Source organism: Ruegeria profundi (assembly GCF_049800715.1).
In the GTDB taxonomy this organism is placed as follows: domain Bacteria; phylum Pseudomonadota; class Alphaproteobacteria; order Rhodobacterales; family Rhodobacteraceae; genus Ruegeria; species Ruegeria profundi_A.
This window is the reverse complement of record NZ_JBNAFO010000001.1, coordinates 448,382-468,941: the sequence shown is the minus strand read 5'-3', so window position 1 is coordinate 468,941 and position 20,560 is coordinate 448,382. Positions and strand designations below refer to the sequence as shown.

Genomic DNA, 20,560 nt, shown 5'->3' with positions numbered 1-20,560 from the left:
GAGAAACAGATGGAAAGACCATTCGGAGCGCCTCAGATGCGCCCTGTTGACAGTGGGATGCTCAAACAGGCGATGCGGCGGGCGTGGGTTGACCTCCGCAGGGCGCCGCTGTTCGGCTTGATATTTGCGGGGTTTTATGTGCTGGCGGGCTGGACGATCGCCTGGGTGACACTCCAGTCGGGAACAAGCTATTGGCTGGTCCTCGCCGCGATCGGGTTCCCTCTGATCGGACCGTTTGCAGCGGTCGGGCTGTATGAGGTGTCGCGCCGCCTGGAGGCCGGGGAGGATCTTGATTTTAAAGCGATATTCGGGGTCGTGCTGCAACAGAGCCGTCGCCAGTTGCCCTCAATCTGCGCGATCATCGTGGTGATGTTTCTGTTTTGGTTCTTTCTGGGCCATATGATCTTTGCCCTGTTCATGGGGCTGTCGACGCTGACGAACGTATCCTCGTCGCTCGAAGTGTATCTGACGGCAAACGGGTTGATGATGCTGGCCGTAGGGTCGGCCGTCGGGGCTGTCTTTGCCACTATCCTCTACATGATCACCGTGCTGTCCATCCCGATGCTGTTGGACCGCGAGCTGGATTTTGTGACGGCAATGATCGCAAGTTTCTCCTACGTAAGGGACAACTTTCCAGTCATGATCGGGTGGGGCATTTTCATCGCCGTGCTGACGTTTGTCGCGATGGTGCCGTGGTTCTTGGGACTGCTGCTGGTGCTGCCGCTTTTAGGCCATGCAAGCTGGCACCTGTATCGCCTGATCTGCGAGGATGGCCCGAGCTAGCGTCGTTCGTCGGGCCTGTGGGCCCTTATCAGCTTGCGCGCGGCACCAAGCGCATCTGTTGCATCCTGCCCCAGACGGGTCAGGGTCACGGGGCGCGCGTCGTCTTTGTCCGGGCGCGTGTAGCTTGTACCTTGCCAGAGGGTATCTTTCTTGCTGACCACATAGACCCGGCTGTTTTGGCCGTTACGACCGGAAATCAGCATGTAGACATAATCGCCGGAACAGCTCGCTATACCGCGCACCTCTCGTGCCATTGATGGGCTGCCGGGCATGACGCTGCGCGGTGTGAAGCCGCGTATCAACGTGCATTGCGGCAGCCGTTTGGCGTGCAAAACGATGGACGTTCGGGTGTCCGTCGCCGCATAAAACCCTGGCGGAAAGGTGCAGTCGTGGGTGGCCTGAGCGCCCGAGCCGAGGAATTGCGTCAGAGTGGCGTTCACATGATGCGTATTGGCATCCGGGATGTCGTCAAGCGGGGTGAGAACGATACGGGCATCCACATCAAAGAAGCGACACATCCGGTCCAGAACATCCGCGCGTGGAAAGCTCTCGCCCGCAAGATATCTGTTGAATTGAGTACGGTTGATTCCCAGTTCGCGGCACAATGCAGAAATCGATGGGTAGTTTCGCGCCAAGCGTCTGAGGTTTGCGCCGAACATGGCGCGAAGTTCGTCCGGGCTGCGCGTATCCTCTGGCATCGGTTCCCCCTGCATCGGCGGTTTCAGTCGTGAAAACAGCGGTGCAGATCGGCAGACCGGATGTGTGACCGAAATCGTAAAGATGACCCCAAAGCAACGTTTCCCCACGCCGCGTTGCACCTGAGATGCTAGTCGGACGTAGGGTAAAGGCAATAGGTATTTGTCTGTTGGGGGTGATCTTTACGGTTAATTTGCAGGCTTTTTTGCGCAAAGTATCAAATAGATACTTGTCGTGAAAAGCGAAAGGTCCCGGGGATGCCCTGCCGGGACCTTGCAATTGTCAGTCGCCGCGCAAAAGGGCGGCCACGCCGGTTCTGGCGATCTCGACGAGCCCCAACGGGCGCATGAGGTCGGCAAAAGCATCGATCTTGTCGGGGGCGCCCGTGATCTCGAAAATGAACGAGTTCAACGTGCTGTCGACCACATTGGCGCGGAAGATATCGGCCAGACGCAGCGCCTCGACCCGCTTGTCACCTTCGCCAACGACCTTGATGATCGCCAGTTCCCGCTCGACCGAAGGGCCTTCAACTGTCAGGTCGTGGACCTCGTGAACCGGTACGATGCGGCCCAGCTGTGTCTTGATCTGTTCGATCACCTGCGGGGTACCGGTGGTCACGATGGTGATGCGGCTGAGATGCCCGGTGTGGTCGACCTCGGCCACGGTCAGGCTTTCGATGTTATAACCACGGCCCGAGAACAGGCCGATCACGCGGGCCAGAACGCCCGGTTCGTTCTCGACCAGAACCGCGATCGTGTGGCGCTCCTGCACGTCCGAAAAGGTCGGGCGTAGGTTATAGGCCGAATGGCGGGTAGAGCCTTTTTTGATATGTAGGGCAGACATTTACGTCCCTTTCATCATCTTGCGAAAACCGGGCGTCGGGCGCCCGGTCAATTCCGACGAATGTTGTTAAACCAGAACCGAACCTTTGGAATCGATCACGCCCTGCGTTTCGGCCTCGCCCAGCAGCATCTCGTTATGGGCTTTGCCCGACGGGATCATGGGGAAGCAGTTCTCGTGCTTTTCAACAAGGCAGTCAAAGATCACCGGACCGTCGTAGTTGATCATCTCCATGATCGCGTCGTCCAGATCGGCGGGGTCAGAACAAAGGATGCCCTTGGCCCCGAAGGCCTCGGCGAGTTTGACAAAATCGGGTAGGGCCTCGGACCACGAATGCGAGTAGCGCTCACCATGCAGCAGCTCCTGCCATTGGCGGACCATGCCGAGGCGTTCGTTGTTCAGGATGAACTGTTTGACCGGCAGGCGGTACTGAACGGCGGTGCCCATTTCTTGCATGTTCATCAGCCATGAGGCCTCACCCGCGACGTTGATCACCAACGCATCCGGATGCGCCATCTGCACACCGATCGAGGCCGGAGTACCATAGCCCATCGTGCCCAGACCGCCTGATGTCATCCAGCGGTTGGGGTCTTCGAACCCAAGGTACTGCGCGGCCCACATCTGGTGCTGACCAACTTCGGTCGTGATGTAGCGATCGTGGTTTTTCGTCAGCTCTTCAAGGCGTTGCAGCGCGTATTGCGGTTTGATCGTCTTCTCGCTGTTGGTGTAGGCGAGACAGTTGACCTTGCGCCAGTCGGCAATCTGCCCCTGCCACTTGGCGACGGAGGCCGCATCGGTCTTGCGACCGCGCGATTTCCAGACCTTCAGGATATCTTCCAGCACATGGGCAACGTCGCCGACGATCGGGATGTCAACGCGGATCACCTTGTTGATCGACGAAGGATCGATGTCGATATGCGCCTTTTTCGAGTTCGGCGAGAACGCGTCGATACGGCCGGTAATCCGGTCGTCGAACCGAGCACCGATGTTGATCATCAGGTCGCAGTCATGCATCGCCAGGTTGGCCTCGTAGAGACCATGCATCCCCAGCATGCCCAGCCAGTTCTCACCGGACGCGGGATAGGCGCCAAGACCCATCAGGGTCGAAGTGATCGGAAAACCAGTCGCATCCACCAGCTCACGCAGCAATTGGCTGGCTGCGGGGCCCGAGTTGATGACGCCTCCGCCGGTGTAGAAAACGGGTTTCTTGGCGGTCTCCATCGCTGCGACCAATTCGGTGATCTCTTCCAGATCGCCCTTCAGAACAGGCTGATAGCGAGAGGTCGAGGTCTTGGGATCGGTATAGTCACCCGATGCAAACTGCACGTCCTTGGGAATGTCGATCAGCACCGGACCCGGACGGCCCGAGGTGGCAACATGGAACGCCTCGTGCATGGTTTCAGCCAGAGAATCCGTGTCCTTCACCAGCCAGTTATGCTTGGTGCAGGGGCGGGTGATGCCAACGGTGTCGGCCTCTTGGAACGCGTCCGAGCCGATCATGAAGGTCGGCACCTGACCGGTCAGAACAACAATCGGGATCGAATCCAGCAACGCATCCGTCAAACCGGTGACCGCGTTGGTCGCGCCAGGGCCGGATGTGACCAGCGCAACGCCGGGTTTGCCCGTCGAGCGGGCATAGCCTTCGGCCGCGTGGACCGCGCCTTGCTCATGCCGCACTAGGACGTGGCGAATGTCGTTTTGCAGAAAGATCTCATCATAGATCGGTAGGACGGCGCCACCGGGGTATCCGAATACTGTGTCCACGCCCTGATCCTTGAGGGCCTGAACCACCATCTTTGCGCCGGTCATCTCACGTGTCATCTGCTTTGCTCCGTTCGCGACATGTGTCTTGCGTTTGCCAAAAAAAAGCCCCCGAGGTTTTCGGAGGCGCATGGGTTCGATTGTGGTTTTCCGTTACCGGCCCATACGCGTGTTTCCTACGATTACGACTAGCGTGTTCATCGCCAGAGGCTCCTTATCAGCTTGCAGGGGACATTATGTTCGGCACGACGGAGCGTCAACAGTCAATCGTATGAATTTCATGACCGGATTGATGAATTTTGCGACATTTTGTTGCGCAAAATGCCGCATGTCGGGAATTTCCGGTAAAGCAGAAGGGGTCACGTGGTGTTTTGACGGATTTCCGACTTGTCCAAAACCGCCAACGCGATGTCTGAAATGAACCAGAAGCGCGCCATGTGCTGCGGCAGGCTGCCTTGTATGAGGGGCAAATAGGGAGGTCGGCCTTGCTGCAGGAACTCGTGGATTTGGGGCGCTATCCGATTGATCGTCCGGACTCGACCGCGTACCGCCAGTTGATCGGTGATCTGCGCCGAGAGCTTGAGCATGACGGTTGCGCGGTTTTGCCGGGCTTTGTGCATGAGGCCGGGTTGGAGCAGTTACTGGTAGAGGCAGATGCCGTCGCGCCTAAGGCTCATCGGTCTTTCAACCGTACGAATGTTTATTTCACCAAGGATGACACCAGCTATGGGATCGGGCATCCGGTACGTCGGTTTTATGATAGGTCGAATGCGTTTGTACCTGCAGACAATTTCCCCGGATCGGGTCCCCTGCGGCGTATTTATGAGTTTGACGGTTTTCTGCCCTTCATTCGTGATGCGCTGGATGAGCCTGAGGATCGGTTCTTTCGCTATGATGATCCGCTGGCGGATGTCATCATCAACGTCGTGGAAGAGGGGCAGGGGTTTCCCTGGCATTTCGACACCAACAACTACACTGTCACTTTGGCTATTCAGAATGCCGAAACAGGCGGTGCGTTTGAATATGCCCCGGATCTGCGCAGTTCAGACGACGAGAATTTTTCGGCGGTAAGGGCTGTTCTGGACGGCAATATGCAGGCCGTTCACCGGATCGACTTGCAGCCCGGTGATCTGCAAATATTCAAGGGTCGATATGCCCTGCACCGAGTTGCGCCGGTTGAAGGCGCGCGCAAGCGCTACGTTGGCATCTTCTCGTTTGTGGACACCGAAGGCATGTGTGGCGGGGTTGAGAGGACGCGGCAGCTCTATGGCCGGGTTCTGCCGCATCACTACGCACGTGAGGGTCGCCGGGCTGATGAATTGTTGGACTGAGTTGCTGACACAGGTAGGTTAGGGCCCATTCAGGGAGGGCTTTGGCATGTCGCGTATATTGCAACTCACTCCATTTGTTTTGTGTTCGTCGTTGCAGAACCAGATTGATTTCTATTGCGAGCGCTTGGGATTCAGCTGCGGGTTTCGACAGGACAATTATGCTTTTCTTTCGCGCGGACCGGTGGCTATTCGGCTGCTGGAATGCCCGCCGCGAGACGATGGCAAGCTGCTGGGTGAAGAGCAGTCCTTTTACATAGATGTCGAGGGGCTTGATGCGCTGTATGATAGCCTCAAACCGAGGTTGGAAGATCTGCCCGACGGACGTGTGCGCCCTCCGTTTGATCAGCCGTATCAGCAACGCGAATTTCACGTTATTGACGAGGATGGGACGTTGATCTTTTTCGGCGAGGATATCAGGCCGCGCGGGTAACCCTCCCGCCCATCGTCAACGCGCCTGCGGCGCGCCTCCTCTAGTTGGGCCGGGGCAGCGCGTGCCGCGCTGCGGGAGGCTCAGAAGCCGACGCCGGTACCCTGCAATACGCCATGTTCCAGCGCATAGCGGGTCAGGCCTGCTGTTGAGGAGATGCCCAGTTTGCGTTTGATGTTTTTGCGGTGAGTCTCGACTGTCCGGACAGAGATATCGAGTGCCAGGGCGACTTCCTTGTTGGATTTGCCCTGCGCCAGTTCCAGAAGGATAGTCTGTTCGCGCCCGGTTAGGGCTTCGCGGGCGCTGTCGCCTTTGGGCTTCAAGGACCCGCTGGCGCCGGTGCATAGATATTGCTCGCCCTTCATCACGGCATCAATCGCCTCTTTGATCTCATCCGTGGGCACGTCTTTCAGCACATATCCTTTGGCCCCGTGGCTGAGAGCGGTCGAGATGTATTCGGGGCTGTCATGCATCGACAGGATCAGGATGCGGGTTTCGGGCAGGCGTTCGAGGATCAGTTCGGTCGCGCTCAGGCCGCCGAGGCCGGGCATGTTGAGGTCCATCAGGATCACGTCAGGGGTCAACTCGGCCGCGTGATCAACCGCGGCCTGACCGCTGCCCAGAGTGCCGACGACTTCGATCTCATCATAGCTTTCGAGGATTGACTGGATGCCCTCGGCCACCATGGGGTGATCGTCGACGATGAGGACTCGGATGGTCATGTTCCGGCCTTTCGGTTCGGTGTTGCGTCTTCCTGCGGCGGCAGCAGGTGGCTGAGAGGCAGGCTGACTTCGATCACCGTGCCCCCGTGCGGGCCGCGTGATGACAGAATACGCAACGTGCCGTCAAGCTGTTCGATCCGTTCCTGCATGTTGCGCAACCCGATGCCGGTGCCGCTCTGATCTGGTTCAGAGCGTAGCCCGCGCCCGTCATCGGTGATCCGCATGGTCGCGCCTTTCTTGTGCCCGCGCAGGTCGATTGTAACATGCGAGGCGTCTGCGTGGCGCTCAATATTGGTCAAAGCTTCTTGAGCGATGCGGTAGAGCGCGATCTTGCTGTCCTGATCCAGCCGGTTGCGGAAGACAACGGTCGAAAACTCGGTTTCGATCCCGGTGCGCTCGCGGAAGTCATCTGTCAGCGCCTTGAGAGCCGGGCCGAGGCCCAGATCATCCAGCACGCCGGGGCGCAGGTCGCGGCTGATGCGGCGCACTTCGGTGATTGCCGTGCCAAGGTGATCAATGCCCTTGTCCAATGGGGCCTGCGCGCCGGCGTCGTCGCCTCGGGACAAGCGCCTTCGCGCATTATCCAGCGCATAGCGCACACCGACAAGGATCTGGCTGATCCCGTCATGCAGCTCGCGCGCGACGCGGCCGCGTTCTTCTTCCTGGGCGTCGAAGACCCGCTGGGTGAGCTCTTTCAGCTTGGCATCTGCCAGCCGCCGCTCGCGTATGTTCAGCAACATGCCAGAGGCAAACACGATCAGAACCGAGGCGACAACGATGGCGCCGATATACATGAAGGTGCGCTGGACCCGATCTTCGACCTCGGCGCGGGCATTGGCGACGGTGGCCAATATGTCGTCGATGAAGACACCGGTACCCACGGCCCAACGCCAATCCTGCAGGCCCACAACATAGGCGATCATCTGCGCCTCTTCCCCGGTCGAGGGCTTTTCCCACATGAAACTGTGCCAGCCTGCACCTTGGCGTGCGAGACGGATGAACTCATCCACGACCGGAGTACCGTCGCTGTCGGTCAGACCGTCCCAATTGCGGTTGATGAACTGAGTCTGGCGCGGGCTGACCAAGTTCGTGCCGTCATAGTCATAGACAAAGAAGAACCCGTCCTGCCCGTAGATCATCGCCGACAGAATCTGAGTGACCAGCGTTTTGGCGACGTCATCGTCAGGTTCAGCGCGCCCGTAGATATAGGCAAACCCGTTGCGCGCCTGTGTGACGTAGTTCTTCAGTTCTTCCTTCTTGGCCTCGATCAGGCGTAGCTCCAGCGCCTGTATTTCGCGCTCGGATGTCGCTCGGGCCTGATAGGCGACCAGAAAGGCAATGGCCGCGACGGCAACGACCAGAGGGATGGCCGCAACCAAAGACAGTTTCTGCGCATAGGTCAGCGAAACCAGATGTCGGAGTCTTTGCATGGTCGAATCGATACGCAAGCGGCGGCGAAAATGCAAAAAGATTGAGCGTTTCTGGGGGTAAATGCCCTCGGGAACGTGGAGTGGCTGGCTTTTTTGCCGATTTTATCTACGAAAAACGGGCAGAAATTCGGGTTTCTACGCAGTAGTAGGTATTCCCTTTCATATCCCTGCCTCTAGGCTCCGATCCATTGAAAGCGACAGGCCCGGACACCTCCGGGTGATGACTTATGAAGGGGAGGAACACTCATATGGATCGTCGTTCATTTCTGAAGAAATCTGCTCTGGGCGGCTCGGCTGCTGCGGCAACCGCACTGGCGGCACCAGCTTATGCGCAGGGTCAGCGGACCCTGACCATGGTTACCTCGTGGGGTCGTGGTCTGGCCGGGGTGTTCGACAGCGCACAGCGCTGCGCCGATAGCATCAACGCGATGTCCGATGGCAGCCTGAACGTAGAAATCAAGGCCGCAGGCGAACTGGTTGGCGCGTTCGAAGTGTTCGACGCCGTTTCGTCCGGTCAGGCCGACATGTACCACGCGGCTGACTACTACTTTGTGGGTCAGCACCCAGGCTATGCCTTCTTCACCGCTGTTCCGTTCGGCATGACCGCGCAGGAACTGGTGAACTGGTACTACCACGACGGCGGTATGGAGCTGCATGACGAGCTGGGCTCGATCTTCGGCCTGAAGTCCTTCCTGGCGGGTAACACCGGCGCGCAGGCAGGCGGCTGGTACTCGAAAGAGATCAACGGCCCCGAGGATTTCCAGGGTCTGAAGTTCCGTATGCCAGGTCTGGGTGGCCAGGCACTTGGCAAACTGGGCGCATCGGTTCAGAACATTCCGGGTTCGGAAGTGTATCAGGCGCTGTCCTCGGGTGCGATTGACGGCACCGAGTGGATCGGCCCCTGGGCGGACGAAAAAGCGGGCTTCCAGGAAATCACCAAGACCTACTACACCGCGGGCTTCCACGAGCCGGGCGCAGGTCTGTCGCTGGCAACCAACCGCGACGTGTTCGACGAACTGACACCGGCCCAGCAGAAGATCATCGAGATCGCAGCTGCCGAAGCGCACCAGTGGAACCTTGCGCAGTTCCTGGCCAACAACGGCGCAGCTCTGCAGCGTCTGCAGTCGGGTGGCGTGAAGGTCATGGAATTCCCAGACAGCGTTTGGGATGCGTTCGGTCAGGCTTCGCAAGAGGTTCTGGACGAGAACATGGGCGACGAGCTGTTCAAGAAGATCCACGACAGCGCAATGGCGTCGATGGCATCGTCCTCGGGCTGGCTGAACCTGTCGTCGGGTGCCTACACCGCTCAGCGCGACCGCGTTCGCGGCTAATCCCAAGTGAACTGAACAAACGGTTTCCCCGCAATCGCGGGGGAGCCTTTCTTGTTGCATATGCGCGGACCCATCATGCCGCTATAATTTGCAGTGCAACTGACGTGACCCGGGGACAACATGCAGGACGATAACGGTATCTCGTTTTTCGGCGCCCTGTGGAATGGACTGATCTGGTTCATTCAGAACATTGCCGAAGCCTTCTATAATTTTGGATATGCGATCACGCATCCGCAGCTGTGGCTGGATTGGTCCGACAAAGAATCCATCATGCGCTTTGTCTACTACGGAGGCTCGGTCGAGTTCTTCTTCGTGGTTTTCACGCTGTTTCTGGTGCTGACAGCCATCGGCCTCTACTACCGAAACGTGATGTGGGGCATGGTGCGCGGGCTGGAGGCCTTCGCCAACACGACGGGGCGGTTCTTTGCCTGGGCGGGCTTGCTGATGGTGATCCAGCAGATCGTTATCGTGTTCATGCAGCGTGTCTTTGCCCGGCCTGATATGTCTTTTGGTCTGGGTATTCCTTTCAATCAGGACATCAGCTGGTTTGCCGAAGAGCTGAAGCTCTATAACGCGATGGTCGTCTGCCTATGCTGCACCTACACCTTTGTGCAGGGCGGGCATGTGCGGGTTGACCTGATCTATGCCGGTATCAGCCACCGCGCCAAGCGCGTCGTTGATATGTGTGGCGCCGTTCTGTTCATGATGCCAATGGCCGTACTGACCTGGATGTATGGCTGGTACTTCATGTGGCGGCACCTAATCGTACCGAAACCCTCGGCCAGTGACACACTGGACAGGCTGGTGGCCAAGTCGCGCGCCCTGCGCTGGAACGTGGAAACCATCGGCTTCAGCCCGAACGGTTTCAACGCGTATTTCCTGTTCAAAATCCTGCTCGTGATCTTTGCGGGCATGGTGTTCCTGCACGCGGTTGCCTTCCTGTGGCGGTCGTATCTGGAATACGTGGAAGGGCCGGAAAGCGCCGGAAAATACCTCGACAAGGATAGCCTTGGCGAGGGTGAAGAAGCCTACGAAGGCGCACATTAAGGACGGAGACCAAGACAATGCTATTCGGACTTGATGGCGTCGAGATAGGCCTCATTATCGTATTCTTTTGCCTTTTCGGAGGCATCCTCTCAGGCTTTCCGGTGGCCTTCGCCATCGGTGGGGCAGGTGTGATCTCCTTCGGGATCATCGCCGCGCTGGACAGCGCTGGATTGCTGATCCACCAGGCGATTGACACTGGTTCACAAGCTTACCGAGACCTGGTGAATTCGGGGGTCAAACCCGATACGGTCTCGGTTTTCCGATACCCGGACTTACCAAGGATAGGCGAGCCGGTCTTCCCCTCAGGTTGGGAAACCGCGCTGGACCGGAATGTTTCCTTCATCGTGAACCGCATGAACGAACGGGTTCTGGCCGGTCAGTCGATTGAGACCCTTCTGGCCGTGTTGATGTTCGTTCTGATGGGCATCACGTTGGAGCGCTCCAAGATCGCCAATGACCTGCTGACAACGATGGCGCGTGTCTTTGGACCGCTGCCCGGTGGTCTGGCCGTGTCGATTGTTGTTGTGGGTGCGTTTCTGGCCGCCTCGACCGGTATCGTTGGTGCGACCGTGGTTACCATGGGCCTGCTGGCGCTGCCGACGATGTTGCGAAACAACTACTCGCCCGAGTTGGCGACAGGTGTGATCGCGGCCTCGGGGACACTTGGGCAAATCATCCCACCCTCGATCGTGATTGTTCTTCTGGGTACGCTGGCGGGTGACCTGTATTCGACGGCACAGGAAGAGCGCGCGGTCGAGGCGGGCTGTACCGATGCACTGACCTTTTTGGGGGAACCTGCAGTGGTCTCCGTTGGAACCTTGTTCCAAGCGGCTTTGTTGCCGGGGATTATGCTAGCGCTGCTTTATGCGCTTTATGCCTTTGGTTATGCGCTGCTGAACCCGGACAAGGCTCCGGCTGTTGAGCTGTCGGGTGGCTCTGGTGAGACGATCACCCGTTCTGAGGGTCTGACTTGGCTGCTGGGTGCGCCGGTTGCGATCATCGTCGGTGCGGTGCTTCTGGGCAGCGCGGGTGTGATCGGCAGCCAGAACATCTCGGTCTCGGCCTTCTCGGATGTGGGGCAGGGTGCGTCTTTGCGCACGAATGTCTCGGCTGAGTGTCAGGCCTCGATGATCGAGCTGCATGGCCAATCCGCCTGGGATCAGGCCGTGGCCGAGCAGGAGGCAATCGACGCCGCCGGTGGCATTGCCAGCGCCGAGCGTCTGAGCGAGGAGGAACTCGCCGCCGCCCGTGACGCCAAGATCGCCAATGCGGCTCCTATCGGAACCGGTGTTTCGATTGTGGTGGTGCTGCTGGCGCTGACCTTGGTTCTGGGTCGTGGCATCGCGCCGTCGCGCTCGCCGCAACCTCTGATCGTTGGGGCGATTGGCCTGTTGTTGATGCTGTTGGTGGATATTCTCTTCATCCAGCCGACGACCTCATCCGGGGCGACATTCGTTTTGCTGGCAATCCCCTTCGCCATCGCGATCTACGGCTGTAAAGAGGCCGCCGCGCGCTGTGCCACAAACGATCTGATCCGAGTGGTGTTCCCGCCGCTGGTTCTGATCATTGCGGTGCTGGGTTCGATCCTTGGCGGTGTCACCAACCCGACACCTGCTGCGGCACTGGGTGCCGGTGGTGCGATCATGCTGGCTGCGTACCGCAAGCTGCAGGATCAGGGCCGGTCCGGCAGTGTGATCATCTGGTCGACCTTTGCGGTCATCATCTGTCTTCTGATGGGCGTGAATTTCGATCTGCGGATCAATCAGGGCAATGTCCCGGTTGAGACCTGGATCGCCTTCATTCTGGCTTATGCGACATACCTCTACGCTTTGTTCGGTCTGCTGTTCGGCTGCTGGGTCCTGTTCTCTAGCGGGGTTCTGACGCCGGTGGTGCGCGAGACGGCGAAGGTGACCTCGATGGTGTTTACCATTCTGATCGGGTCGCAGCTGCTGAACCTTGTGGTGATCTCCTTCGGGGGTGAGCATTACATCCAGCAGTTCCTGCGCAGCTTTGACAACGAGTTCACGGTCTTCCTGATCGTGATGCTGGTGCTGTTCATTCTGGGCTTTGTGCTGGACTTCCTCGAGATCATCTACATCGTGATCCCGATTGTTGGGCCTGTGATCTATGGCGGGTCGTTCGATCCGAAATGGGTGACCATCATGGTGGCGGTGAATCTGCAGACCTCGTTCCTGACGCCGCCTTTCGGGTTCGCGCTGTTCTACCTGCGCGGGGTCGCCCCGAAAGAGGTGACGACGGGCCATATCTATCGCGGCGTCGTACCGTTCGTGATCATTCAGGTCGTCGGTATTGCGATCCTGTGGTTCTTCCCGAGTATTGTGACCATCGTGCCGGATCTGATCCCGAATTGATCTGTTGAGTGTAATCCAATTGAAAAAGGGGGCCTGAATGGCCCCCTTTTTCTTTCTTGTTTGAGGTTTAAGGCGAAGCGCTTTCGCGGACTTTGCAACAGTTATCTTCGGCCGGATGAACGGGATCAGGCGAACTGGATGAGGTCCCAACGATTGCCGAAAGGGTCCTGCCATACCGCGACTGTGCCATAGGGTTCAACACGGGGCTCTTCTTCGAAATGGACACCCCTTGCCCGCATCGCTGCGTGATCGCGTTGAAAATCATCGGTTTCCAGAAAGAACCCAACACGACCTCCGGTTTGGTTGCCGATAGCGGCCTCTTGTTCGGCCCCGTCGGCTTTGGCGAGCAATAGAGAGGCCTCGCCCGAACCCGGCGGCGTGACGAGGACCCAGCGTTTCCCGCCTCCCAAATCAATGTCTTTGGAAAGGATGAAGTCCAGCGTTGCAGTGTAGAAATTGATCGCAGCATCGTAGTCAGGCACCACAAGGGTGACAGCGTGCAGGCTCTGTTTCATGAAAGGATCAGCCTTTAGTGGGGTGGCGGTCAGGCAGTTGGATGTTTGCCACTTGCTCGGCTATAGGGGCCGAGGCGAGAGGGTGGTGCGAGGCATCTGCGAAAGCCTCGGGGTTGGAGATTTTCTCCCAGCGCCCCCGAACATAGGCCTCTAGCCCGGAAAACTTGGCTTTGTAGCCCATTTTCGGACTGCCCGGGACCCAGTAGCCTAAGTAGATATAGGGCAGGCCGGCCTCACGCGCGATCTCGATATGGTCGAGGATCATGTAGGTGCCCAAAGAGTTCTGCGGCTGGTTTGGGTCGTAGAAGGAATAAACCATGCTGAGGCCGTCATCCAGAACATCGGTCAGACTGACGGCGATCAGGTTTCCGGTCTCGGGGTCGGCATACTCCACAACGCGGCTGCGGATTGGGGTTTCCTCGATCATCGCGGCGAATTCGAAAACGTCCATATCGGCCATGCCGCCATCAGCGTGGCGGGTATCGAGGTAGCGACGGAACAGCTCGTATTGATCATCGGTGGCCCAGGGCGAGGTTGCGCGGCGCTCTAGATAACCATTGCGTTTGGCCGCGCGTTTCTGGCTTTTGGTCGGGCGGAAGGCCGAGACGTCGATCCGGGCGGAAAGGCACGCAGCGCAATCAGTGCAGGATGGGCGATAGAGGACGTTCTGCGACCGGCGAAACCCTTGTTGGGACAGCGAATTGTTCAACTGATCCGCGCCTGCGCCTTGCAGAGCGGTGAAGAGTTTGCGCTCCATCCTGCCCTCAAGGTAAGGGCAGGGCTGGGGGGCCGTCACATAGAATTGTGGCGCAATTGGCAGCGTGTGTCGCATGAAGGTCCCATGTAGCCTCGGACCGGATGATAGCAACGGATTTTTAAGCCGCCAAGTGATTCAAGTGTGTTGCGTTCAGGCCCGCTGGTTGATCATGACTGTGCCAAGGAAGGCATCCGTCAGACCCTGGCAGCGCGCGCTGGTCAGCATCATGATGACAGATACGATCTGAACAACGAAGAACGCCATGCTGATGAAGTATCCGGCCGTATGGGCCACGGCCTTGCACATATCCATCCGTTCGCCGAATGCGTCGCGCAGTTCGATCCCCATGAACCGCATGCCAAGCGTGGCAGACCCGTTCGAGATCGTGATGACCCGGTAGACAAAGCTGATCACGGCATAGATCAGCGGCAAGAAGAACAGCCCGGCCCCAAGTGTTAGGAAGACGGGGACGATGCACAGAAGTGAGATAAAGGCGATGTCGAACAACCATGCGACAAAACGCTTGGTTGCAACGGACTGGTAGAACTCGGGTTGAGTATCGGGATCGGGCAGATGGTTCATTGTCAGGTTTCCGAAAGGGTAGGTCGTGTTACCCTGTCCCGAATAATCGGGACAGGGCAAGTCAATTCAGGCCGGTTTGCCTTTGCCATCGTCTTCGTGGTTTTCACGTGCGCGTTCATCCATGAACTGGTCGAACTCGGCTTTGTCCTTGGCTTCGCGCAGGCGGCGCAGGAAGGCTTCGAAATCCTGCTGTTCACGTTCCAGACGGGCCAAAGTGTCGGCCTTGTAGGCGTCGAAGGCGCTGTTGCCTGATGGCTTCATTGCACTCATGTGACTGTGCCAGGATTTGCGGCGGCTGCAGGACTTGCTGAACATGCGTTTGCTCCAGATCATATAGGCCAGAAGGGCGAGGCCTACGGGCCAGAAGAAGATGAACCCAAGAACCATGGCGGCGATCCAGGCGCCTTTGCCTTTGTCGTCCATCCAAGCCTCGGCACGATAGAGCCACCCCGGATTTGCGGGTGCGGCGGGTTCGGACAATGCGGTCATGTGGTCTCTCCTGGGGTTGATGTAAATTCCTTTCACATGATCTAGATGGGGAGCGCTTCCGGCGTTGCAAGGGGGCTATGTGAAAAAGATTTACATTTTCGGATTTGGTTGACGGCGCAGGCCTCGGGCAGCAGGGTGCGGGCATGATGACAGAGAACATAAATGCGCCAACGCTTGCAGAGATCTTGGAGCTGGAAAAACAGGTGTGGTCTGCTTTGGTAACAGGCGATGCCCATGCTGACAGGGCGCTTCTGAGCGCTGATTTCTTGGGTGTCTACCCCTCAGGTTTTGCAAATCGGGACGACCATGTCGGGCAGTTTGCTGAGGCTCCGACAATGGCGGAATTCAAGTTGAGCGAAGAGCAACTGCGGATTTTGACCCCGGATATCGTATTGCTGTCCTATCGGGCTGATTATGTGCGACCAGGTGCGGAGGAGTGGGAGGCGATGCTCATATCTTCCCTTTGGGAGCGTCGGACGGGGGTCTGGATTAACAGTTTCAGTCAGGACACTCCGGTCGATCAGGAATAATGCGTTTGCCGCATTGACCTTGCCGCCCAGCGGTGCGCAGGGTCCGGTTATGACTGAGAGTTTGACCATCAACCGTCTACCGCGCGCGTTCGACCAGTCTCTGGGCGATGAAACCCGCGCTTTGCTTGCCGACCTGACGCCCGAACAAGGAGATTTGATCGCCGGAACGGCAGGGTCCAGCCCGTATCTGAAGGGCCTGATTGAGCAAGAGAGAGGGTGGTTGCCGCAGGCCTTGCACGAGCCTGACCACGCCTTGGCAGAGGTGATGGAGGCCGCGCGTGCCCTCGCGCCTGATCAGCTCAAGCCGGGTCTAAGGCTGGCCAAGCGGCGAATGGCTGTACTGACCGCCTTGGCCGACATCGCAGGTGCTTGGCCGCTGGAAAAGGTAACGGCAGCGCTGACCGATTTTGGCGCGCTGGCGGCGGATGTGGCCGCAAAGGCCGAAATTGCCGCCCTGATCCGTCGCAAGAAGCTGCCCGGAATGACCGAGGATGATATCGAAACCGCCGCCGGGATGATCATCCTCGCGATGGGCAAGATGGGCGCGCATGAGCTGAACTACAGCTCGGATATCGACCTGATCGTTCTGTTTGATGAAACGCGATTTGACCCGGATGATTTCTATGAGGCCCGTCACGGAATGGTACGGGCCACGCGCAATTTCTGCGCCACGCTCAGCGACAAAACCGCCGGCGGTTATGTGTTCCGCACCGATCTGCGCCTGCGGCCCGATCCGGCGGTGACGCCGGTCTGCATGGCGATGGAGGCGGCCGAGCGGTACTATGAAAGCCTCGGCCGCACGTGGGAGCGGGCGGCCTATATCAAAGCGCGCGCCTGCGCGGGGGATCTTGCGGCCGGAGAACGGTTTCTGGACACCCTGAAACCCTTTGTCTGGCGTCGGCATCTGGACTTTGCCGCCATTCAGGACGCTCATGACATGCGTCTGCGCATACGTGAAAACAAAGGCACGGGCGGCAGCCTCTCGATCCCCGGCCATGACATGAAACTGGGTCAGGGCGGCATTCGCGAGATCGAGTTTTTCACCCAAACCCGGCAGTTGATTGCAGGGGGGCGCGACCCCGATCTGCGCGTGCGCGGCACGGTGCCCGGGCTGGCGGCTCTGGCGCAAAAAGGCTGGGTGCCGGAAGAGGTTGCTGCCAAACTGACCAATCACTACCGCGCGCATCGCGAGGTCGAACATCGCATTCAGATGATCCATGACGCTCAGACCCACAAGGTCCCTCAATCTGACGATGGGATCGAACGGGTAGCCTGTCTGATGGGGCTTAGTAGCGGTGATCTGACCAAGGACCTGATCCGCCGCCTGACCGAAGTGCATGAGCTGACCGAAGGCTTCTTTGCACCGGGCGCTGGGCCAGCGCCAACGCCCACGCCTGAGGTGACGTTCGACCAGAATATCCTCGCCCGCTGGGCCACATATCCGGCGTTGAGGTCACAGCGCGGGCGGCGCATCTTCGACCGGTTGAAGCCCGAACTCCTCTCGCGCCTCGCCAAAACCGCGCAACCCGATGAGGCGCTGTTGGCGCTGGACGGGTTTCTGGCGGGCCTGCCAGCGGGTGTTCAGTTGTTCTCGCTCTTTGAGGCCAACCCGCATCTGATCGACCTTTTGATCGACATTGTTGGCACCTCGCATGCGCTAGCGTCACATCTGTCGCGCAACGCTTCCGTTTTTGACGCGGTGATCGGCGGCAGTTTCTTCAGCGATTGGCCCGGTTTGGAGGTTTTGCAAGCCGAGTTGGTGGAGGCACTGGCGCAGGAAGCCGACTATGAAACGCAACTCGATCTGGCGCGACGCTGGTGCAAGGAATGGCATTTCCGCATTGGCGTTCACCACCTGCGAGGCCTGATCGACGGGGCGCAAGCGGGCCGACAATATGCCGAGCTTGCGCAAGCCGTGATCGCCGCGATCCTACCGTATGTGACGAAAACCTTCGCCCGCAAACACGGCCCGGCACCGGGGCGCGGAGCGGCTATTCTGGGCATGGGGTCGCTGGGGGCAGGGCGGATCAACTCGCAATCCGATCTGGATATGATCGTGATTTACGACCCACTCGATCAGGACATGTCCGACGGCCCCCGCCCACTTGCCACGCGCACCTACTACGCACGGTTCACGCAGGCGCTGATCACGGCGCTGTCGGCTCCGATGTCTCAGGGACGGCTGTATGAGGTCGACATGCGCCTGCGCCCTTCGGGCAATCAGGGGCCGGTGGCCACCAGTTGGGCCAGTTTCATACATTACCAGCAGGAAGAGGCCTGGGTGTGGGAACATCTCGCCCTGTCTCGCGCGCATGTCGTCGCCGGAGACGCGGGCTTGGCTCAGGACATCGAAGCCTTCCGAACCGAGCTTTTGTCGCGGCCTCGGGAGGCAGACAAAGTTCTGCGCGAAGTGGCTGAAATGCGGACGCGCCTGGCGGCGGCAAAGGCCCCGGCGGGCGTTTGGGATGCCAAGAACGGCCCGGGCCGGATGATGGATATCGAGTTGATGGCCGAGACCGGAGCGCTGATGGCAGGCCTCGCAAACCGGGATGTGATGTCTGGCCTCGACGGGGCAGTCGCTGCCGGTTTGTTGGATGTCGCGCAGGCACAAACATTGAAGGACAGCTACGATCTATGCTGGTCGGTACAATGCGCGGCGCGGCTGCTTTCGGGCAAGGTGATTGAGGCGGACAAAATCGGCGAGGGCGGAGCGGCCTTCCTGTGCCGTGCCACCGGGTTCGAACAGGTCGAAGCGCTGCAATCCGCATTGCAGGACAGCTATTCCACCGCCGCCGAAATCATCGGCAGCGTAATCAAAGAGGATGAAGATGGCGCGCAGCACTGATCCAAATGACCCCAAGGGCCTGATCCGCGAGGCGTATAACATCGAAGGCATCGCCATGCCCGAATGCCGCAGCATCTTTCTGGACTGGGCGCTCAGCCTGCCCGATGGCGTGGACCAGAAACAAGCTCTGGCCCAGCTGCACGCGGCTTATTCCGCACAGGAGCCCGAACATCCCATGACAAAGGTTATGACCGAAGGGCTGCAAGCCGCCCAAGCGCCCAAGAGGCGCGGCGGCTGGCGCTCTCGCCCGCGCTAGGGGGTTTTCCTTCGGGCTGTTCGCGACTATGAGGCGGTCATGACCCAAGCCGAAGACCGTCCCCGTATCCGACTGAAACCCAAAGCCAATGCGCGCGGGTTGCGCCATGGGTTCCCATGGGTCTATGCCAATGACATCGTCACCGATCGGCGCACGCGCAAAATCCCCGCCGGGGCGCTGGCCGTGCTTGAGGATGACAAACGCGTGCCAATCGCTTTGGTCGCGGTCAACCCCGAGTCGAAGATCATGTGTCGCGTTCTGGATCGCGATAATAAGGCCGATCTGAACGCGGACTGGTTCGAGACCCGCCTGCGCCGCGCGCTTGAGATGCGCGAACGCCTGTTCGACGCGCCATACTACCGTCTGATCCACGCCGAGGCCGATGGCTTTCCTGGTGTGATCATCGACCGTTTTGGTGATGCCTGCGTGATACAGCCCAACGCCGCCTGGGCCGAAGCGCATCTGGAGGCGCTAACCGACGCGCTGGTCAAGGTGACTGGCGTGACGACGGTTCTGAAAAACGCCTCTGGCCGGACTCGCGGATTGGAGGGGTTGGACGACGTCAACAAAACCCTGCGCGGAACCGCGCCTTACGCGCCTCTGCCCGTTCCCATGAACGGCGCGACCTATATGGCCGACCTGACCGGCGGTCAGAAAACCGGCCTGTTCTACGATCAACGTCCCAACCACGCTTTTGCGGCGCGTTTGGTGCATCCCGAAGCTCAGGTGCTGGACGTGTTCAGCCACGTGGGCGGCTTCGGCCTCGCCATGCTGGCTGGAGGGGCGGCACAGGCACTATCCGTCGATGGCTCTGCCGCCGCTTTGGACCTAGCCACCAAAGGGGCCCAAGCAAGCGGATGTGCTGACCGGTTCCAGACCCGCCAAGGCGACGCTTTCGATGTGCTGACGCAACTTGGCGAAGATGGCGCGCAGTTCGATGTCGTCATCTGCGACCCGCCCGCCTTCGCGCCTTCGAAACAAGCCCTCGACGCCGGCCTGCGCGCTTATGAACGCATCGCCCGTCTCGCCGCCCCACTGGTCAAACCCGGCGGCTATATGGGCCTCTGCTCCTGCTCTCATGCGGCGGATTTGGGCCGCTTCCGCGACGCTTCGTCCCGCGGGATCGGACGGGCCGGGCGACAGGCGCAACTGATCCACACCGGCTTTGCCGGACCCGATCATCCGCAATTGCCGCAATTGGCCGAAAGCGGGTACCTCAAAGCCGTATTCTACCGGCTGTGAAGGCGGTACTGGATACCTGCGTCATCTACCCGACGGTGATGCGAGAGATGCTGTTGGGCGCGGCTAATCTGGGCCACTTCACCCCCATCTGGTCCGCGCGTATCCTTGAAGAATGGGCCCGCGCCGCCCGCAAACTCGGCCCCGAAGGCGAAGCACAGGCCCGCGCCGAGATCGCTCTGGCCCAAGCGCACTGGCCCAAAGCCGAACGCAAGGTAGCAATGGGTATCGAACAGCGTCTCTGGCTGCCCGACAAGGCCGATATCCACGTTCTGGCAACGGCCATCGAGGCCTCGGCGGATGTCATCGTCACCGTCAACGCCAAAGACTTCCCCAGAAATATCCTGTCCGAAGAAGGCCTTGAGCGCCGCAACCCAGACAGTCTGCTCCACAGCTTTTGGCAAACCGACCCCACAGGCATGACGGACGCGGCCAACGCGGTCCTGTCCGAAGCCAACCGCCTTTCGGGCGATCAATGGACCCTACGCGCGCTCATGAAAAAGGCCCGCCTGCCACGCCTCGGCAAAGCCCTGACCACCTAAGCGGGATCCCTCTTCATTTGGCTAGAAATACCTCGGAGAGCGCGAGAGGCTGGCCTCTCGCTGCA

General features: G+C 59.3%; 20 protein-coding genes. 11 read left to right on the top strand and 9 right to left on the bottom strand.

The window, feature by feature from the left end:
• The first annotated feature begins 9 nt into the window (after positions 1–9).
• The gene (locus ACP15L_RS02360; protein ID WP_425082980.1) at positions 10–783 is read left to right on the top strand and encodes a DUF2189 domain-containing protein; all 774 of its coding nucleotides are present in this window, start codon (positions 10–12) and stop codon (positions 781–783) included.
• On the opposite strand, the gene ACP15L_RS02355 is transcribed toward ACP15L_RS02360, so the two are convergent.
• From ACP15L_RS02355 to ACP15L_RS02345, 3 genes are all read right to left on the bottom strand, one after another.
• Positions 780–1,481 (bottom strand): helix-turn-helix domain-containing protein, encoded by a 702-nt coding sequence (locus ACP15L_RS02355; RefSeq protein ID WP_425082979.1) that lies wholly within the window; start codon positions 1,479–1,481, stop codon positions 780–782. The genes ACP15L_RS02360 and ACP15L_RS02355 overlap by 4 nt on opposite strands.
• A gap of 280 nt (positions 1,482–1,761) precedes the next feature.
• On the bottom strand, positions 1,762–2,322 hold the full coding sequence (gene ilvN / locus ACP15L_RS02350) for an acetolactate synthase small subunit (RefSeq protein ID WP_170373979.1): 561 nt from the start codon (positions 2,320–2,322) through the stop codon (positions 1,762–1,764).
• Between the two features lie 66 nt (positions 2,323–2,388).
• Positions 2,389–4,140, bottom strand: a complete 1,752-nt coding sequence (locus tag ACP15L_RS02345) for an acetolactate synthase 3 large subunit (protein ID WP_425082978.1) — start codon at positions 4,138–4,140, stop codon at positions 2,389–2,391.
• 425 nt (positions 4,141–4,565) lie between these two features.
• Between ACP15L_RS02345 and ACP15L_RS02340 the strand changes: the two genes are divergently transcribed.
• Complete coding sequence (locus ACP15L_RS02340) at positions 4,566–5,411, top strand: HalD/BesD family halogenase (RefSeq protein ID WP_425082977.1); 846 nt, start codon at positions 4,566–4,568, stop codon at positions 5,409–5,411.
• Positions 5,412–5,457: 46 nt separating this feature from the next.
• Positions 5,458–5,841 (top strand): bleomycin resistance protein, encoded by a 384-nt coding sequence (locus tag ACP15L_RS02335; protein ID WP_425082976.1) that lies wholly within the window; start codon positions 5,458–5,460, stop codon positions 5,839–5,841.
• 80 nt (positions 5,842–5,921) lie between these two features.
• On the opposite strand, the gene ACP15L_RS02330 is transcribed toward ACP15L_RS02335, so the two are convergent.
• Positions 5,922–6,560 (bottom strand): response regulator transcription factor, encoded by a 639-nt coding sequence (locus ACP15L_RS02330; protein WP_170373975.1) that lies wholly within the window; start codon positions 6,558–6,560, stop codon positions 5,922–5,924.
• Positions 6,557–7,990, bottom strand: a complete 1,434-nt coding sequence (locus tag ACP15L_RS02325) for a cache domain-containing protein (RefSeq protein ID WP_170466340.1) — start codon at positions 7,988–7,990, stop codon at positions 6,557–6,559. The genes ACP15L_RS02330 and ACP15L_RS02325 overlap by 4 nt, the downstream gene beginning before the upstream one ends.
• Positions 7,991–8,238: 248 nt before the next feature.
• On the opposite strand from ACP15L_RS02325, the gene ACP15L_RS02320 reads away from it, so the two are divergent.
• From ACP15L_RS02320 to ACP15L_RS02310, 3 genes are all read left to right on the top strand, one after another.
• Positions 8,239–9,321, top strand: a complete 1,083-nt coding sequence (locus tag ACP15L_RS02320; RefSeq protein WP_170373973.1) for a TRAP transporter substrate-binding protein — start codon at positions 8,239–8,241, stop codon at positions 9,319–9,321.
• A 120-nt stretch (positions 9,322–9,441) separates the two neighbouring features.
• Positions 9,442–10,368 carry a TRAP transporter small permease subunit gene (locus tag ACP15L_RS02315; protein ID WP_170466343.1) on the top strand — a complete coding sequence of 309 codons (927 nt, stop codon included), beginning with the start codon at positions 9,442–9,444 and terminating at the stop codon, positions 10,366–10,368.
• Positions 10,369–10,385: 17 nt separating this feature from the next.
• Positions 10,386–12,740 (top strand): TRAP transporter large permease, encoded by a 2,355-nt coding sequence (locus tag ACP15L_RS02310; protein WP_425082975.1) that lies wholly within the window; start codon positions 10,386–10,388, stop codon positions 12,738–12,740.
• A gap of 125 nt (positions 12,741–12,865) precedes the next feature.
• Here the strand turns inward: ACP15L_RS02310 and ACP15L_RS02305 are convergent, their stop codons facing one another.
• The 4 genes from ACP15L_RS02305 to ACP15L_RS02290 all read right to left on the bottom strand — a co-directional run bounded on the left by ACP15L_RS02305 (position 12,866) and on the right by ACP15L_RS02290 (position 15,083).
• Entirely contained in the window at positions 12,866–13,255 is a 390-nt protein-coding gene (locus tag ACP15L_RS02305) for a VOC family protein (RefSeq protein ID WP_425082974.1), read from the bottom strand.
• A 7-nt stretch (positions 13,256–13,262) separates the two neighbouring features.
• Positions 13,263–14,087 (bottom strand): arginyltransferase, encoded by an 825-nt coding sequence (locus ACP15L_RS02300; protein WP_170676309.1) that lies wholly within the window; start codon positions 14,085–14,087, stop codon positions 13,263–13,265.
• Between the two features lie 75 nt (positions 14,088–14,162).
• Positions 14,163–14,594, bottom strand: a complete 432-nt coding sequence (locus tag ACP15L_RS02295) for an RDD family protein (protein ID WP_425082973.1) — start codon at positions 14,592–14,594, stop codon at positions 14,163–14,165.
• Positions 14,595–14,660: 66 nt separating this feature from the next.
• Entirely contained in the window at positions 14,661–15,083 is a 423-nt protein-coding gene (locus ACP15L_RS02290; protein WP_425082972.1) for a DUF2852 domain-containing protein, read from the bottom strand.
• A gap of 143 nt (positions 15,084–15,226) precedes the next feature.
• Between ACP15L_RS02290 and ACP15L_RS02285 the strand changes: the two genes are divergently transcribed.
• Genes ACP15L_RS02285 through ACP15L_RS02265 form a run of 5 tightly spaced genes read left to right on the top strand, consistent with a single transcriptional unit; the run spans position 15,227 to position 20,495 of the window.
• On the top strand, positions 15,227–15,613 hold the full coding sequence (locus tag ACP15L_RS02285) for a DUF4440 domain-containing protein (protein ID WP_425082971.1): 387 nt from the start codon (positions 15,227–15,229) through the stop codon (positions 15,611–15,613).
• Between the two features lie 49 nt (positions 15,614–15,662).
• Entirely contained in the window at positions 15,663–18,458 is a 2,796-nt protein-coding gene (locus tag ACP15L_RS02280) for a glutamine-synthetase adenylyltransferase (RefSeq protein WP_425082970.1), read from the top strand.
• Entirely contained in the window at positions 18,442–18,714 is a 273-nt protein-coding gene (locus tag ACP15L_RS02275) for a hypothetical protein (RefSeq protein ID WP_425082969.1), read from the top strand. Before ACP15L_RS02280 ends, ACP15L_RS02275 begins: the two co-directional genes overlap by 17 nt.
• A gap of 39 nt (positions 18,715–18,753) precedes the next feature.
• Positions 18,754–19,956: an RSP_2647 family RNA methyltransferase gene (locus ACP15L_RS02270; RefSeq protein ID WP_425082968.1), complete on the top strand. Its 1,203-nt coding sequence runs from the start codon at positions 18,754–18,756 to the stop codon at positions 19,954–19,956.
• Positions 19,953–20,495 carry an RSP_2648 family PIN domain-containing protein gene (locus ACP15L_RS02265; RefSeq protein WP_425082967.1) on the top strand — a complete coding sequence of 181 codons (543 nt, stop codon included), beginning with the start codon at positions 19,953–19,955 and terminating at the stop codon, positions 20,493–20,495. Before ACP15L_RS02270 ends, ACP15L_RS02265 begins: the two co-directional genes overlap by 4 nt.
• Positions 20,496–20,560: the final 65 nt, after the last annotated feature.

Excerpts from the sequence above, each read along its gene's own strand:
- ACP15L_RS02360 (WP_425082980.1), top strand. The coding sequence starts at position 10 with ATGGAAAGACCATTCGGAGCGCCTCAGATGCGCCCTGTTGACAGTGGG.
- ACP15L_RS02355 (WP_425082979.1), bottom strand. The coding sequence starts at position 1,481 with ATGCCAGAGGATACGCGCAGCCCGGACGAACTTCGCGCCATGTTCGGC.
- ilvN (WP_170373979.1), bottom strand. The coding sequence starts at position 2,322 with ATGTCTGCCCTACATATCAAAAAAGGCTCTACCCGCCATTCGGCCTAT.
- ACP15L_RS02345 (WP_425082978.1), bottom strand. The coding sequence starts at position 4,140 with ATGACACGTGAGATGACCGGCGCAAAGATGGTGGTTCAGGCCCTCAAG.
- ACP15L_RS02335 (WP_425082976.1), top strand. The coding sequence starts at position 5,458 with ATGTCGCGTATATTGCAACTCACTCCATTTGTTTTGTGTTCGTCGTTG.
- ACP15L_RS02330 (WP_170373975.1), bottom strand. The coding sequence starts at position 6,560 with ATGACCATCCGAGTCCTCATCGTCGACGATCACCCCATGGTGGCCGAG.
- ACP15L_RS02325 (WP_170466340.1), bottom strand. The coding sequence starts at position 7,990 with ATGCAAAGACTCCGACATCTGGTTTCGCTGACCTATGCGCAGAAACTG.
- ACP15L_RS02320 (WP_170373973.1), top strand. The coding sequence starts at position 8,239 with ATGGATCGTCGTTCATTTCTGAAGAAATCTGCTCTGGGCGGCTCGGCT.
- ACP15L_RS02315 (WP_170466343.1), top strand. The coding sequence starts at position 9,442 with ATGCAGGACGATAACGGTATCTCGTTTTTCGGCGCCCTGTGGAATGGA.
- ACP15L_RS02310 (WP_425082975.1), top strand. The coding sequence starts at position 10,386 with ATGCTATTCGGACTTGATGGCGTCGAGATAGGCCTCATTATCGTATTC.
- ACP15L_RS02305 (WP_425082974.1), bottom strand. The coding sequence starts at position 13,255 with ATGAAACAGAGCCTGCACGCTGTCACCCTTGTGGTGCCTGACTACGAT.
- ACP15L_RS02300 (WP_170676309.1), bottom strand. The coding sequence starts at position 14,087 with ATGCGACACACGCTGCCAATTGCGCCACAATTCTATGTGACGGCCCCC.
- ACP15L_RS02295 (WP_425082973.1), bottom strand. The coding sequence starts at position 14,594 with ATGAACCATCTGCCCGATCCCGATACTCAACCCGAGTTCTACCAGTCC.
- ACP15L_RS02290 (WP_425082972.1), bottom strand. The coding sequence starts at position 15,083 with ATGACCGCATTGTCCGAACCCGCCGCACCCGCAAATCCGGGGTGGCTC.
- ACP15L_RS02285 (WP_425082971.1), top strand. The coding sequence starts at position 15,227 with ATGATGACAGAGAACATAAATGCGCCAACGCTTGCAGAGATCTTGGAG.
- ACP15L_RS02280 (WP_425082970.1), top strand. The coding sequence starts at position 15,663 with ATGACTGAGAGTTTGACCATCAACCGTCTACCGCGCGCGTTCGACCAG.
- ACP15L_RS02275 (WP_425082969.1), top strand. The coding sequence starts at position 18,442 with ATGGCGCGCAGCACTGATCCAAATGACCCCAAGGGCCTGATCCGCGAG.
- ACP15L_RS02270 (WP_425082968.1), top strand. The coding sequence starts at position 18,754 with ATGACCCAAGCCGAAGACCGTCCCCGTATCCGACTGAAACCCAAAGCC.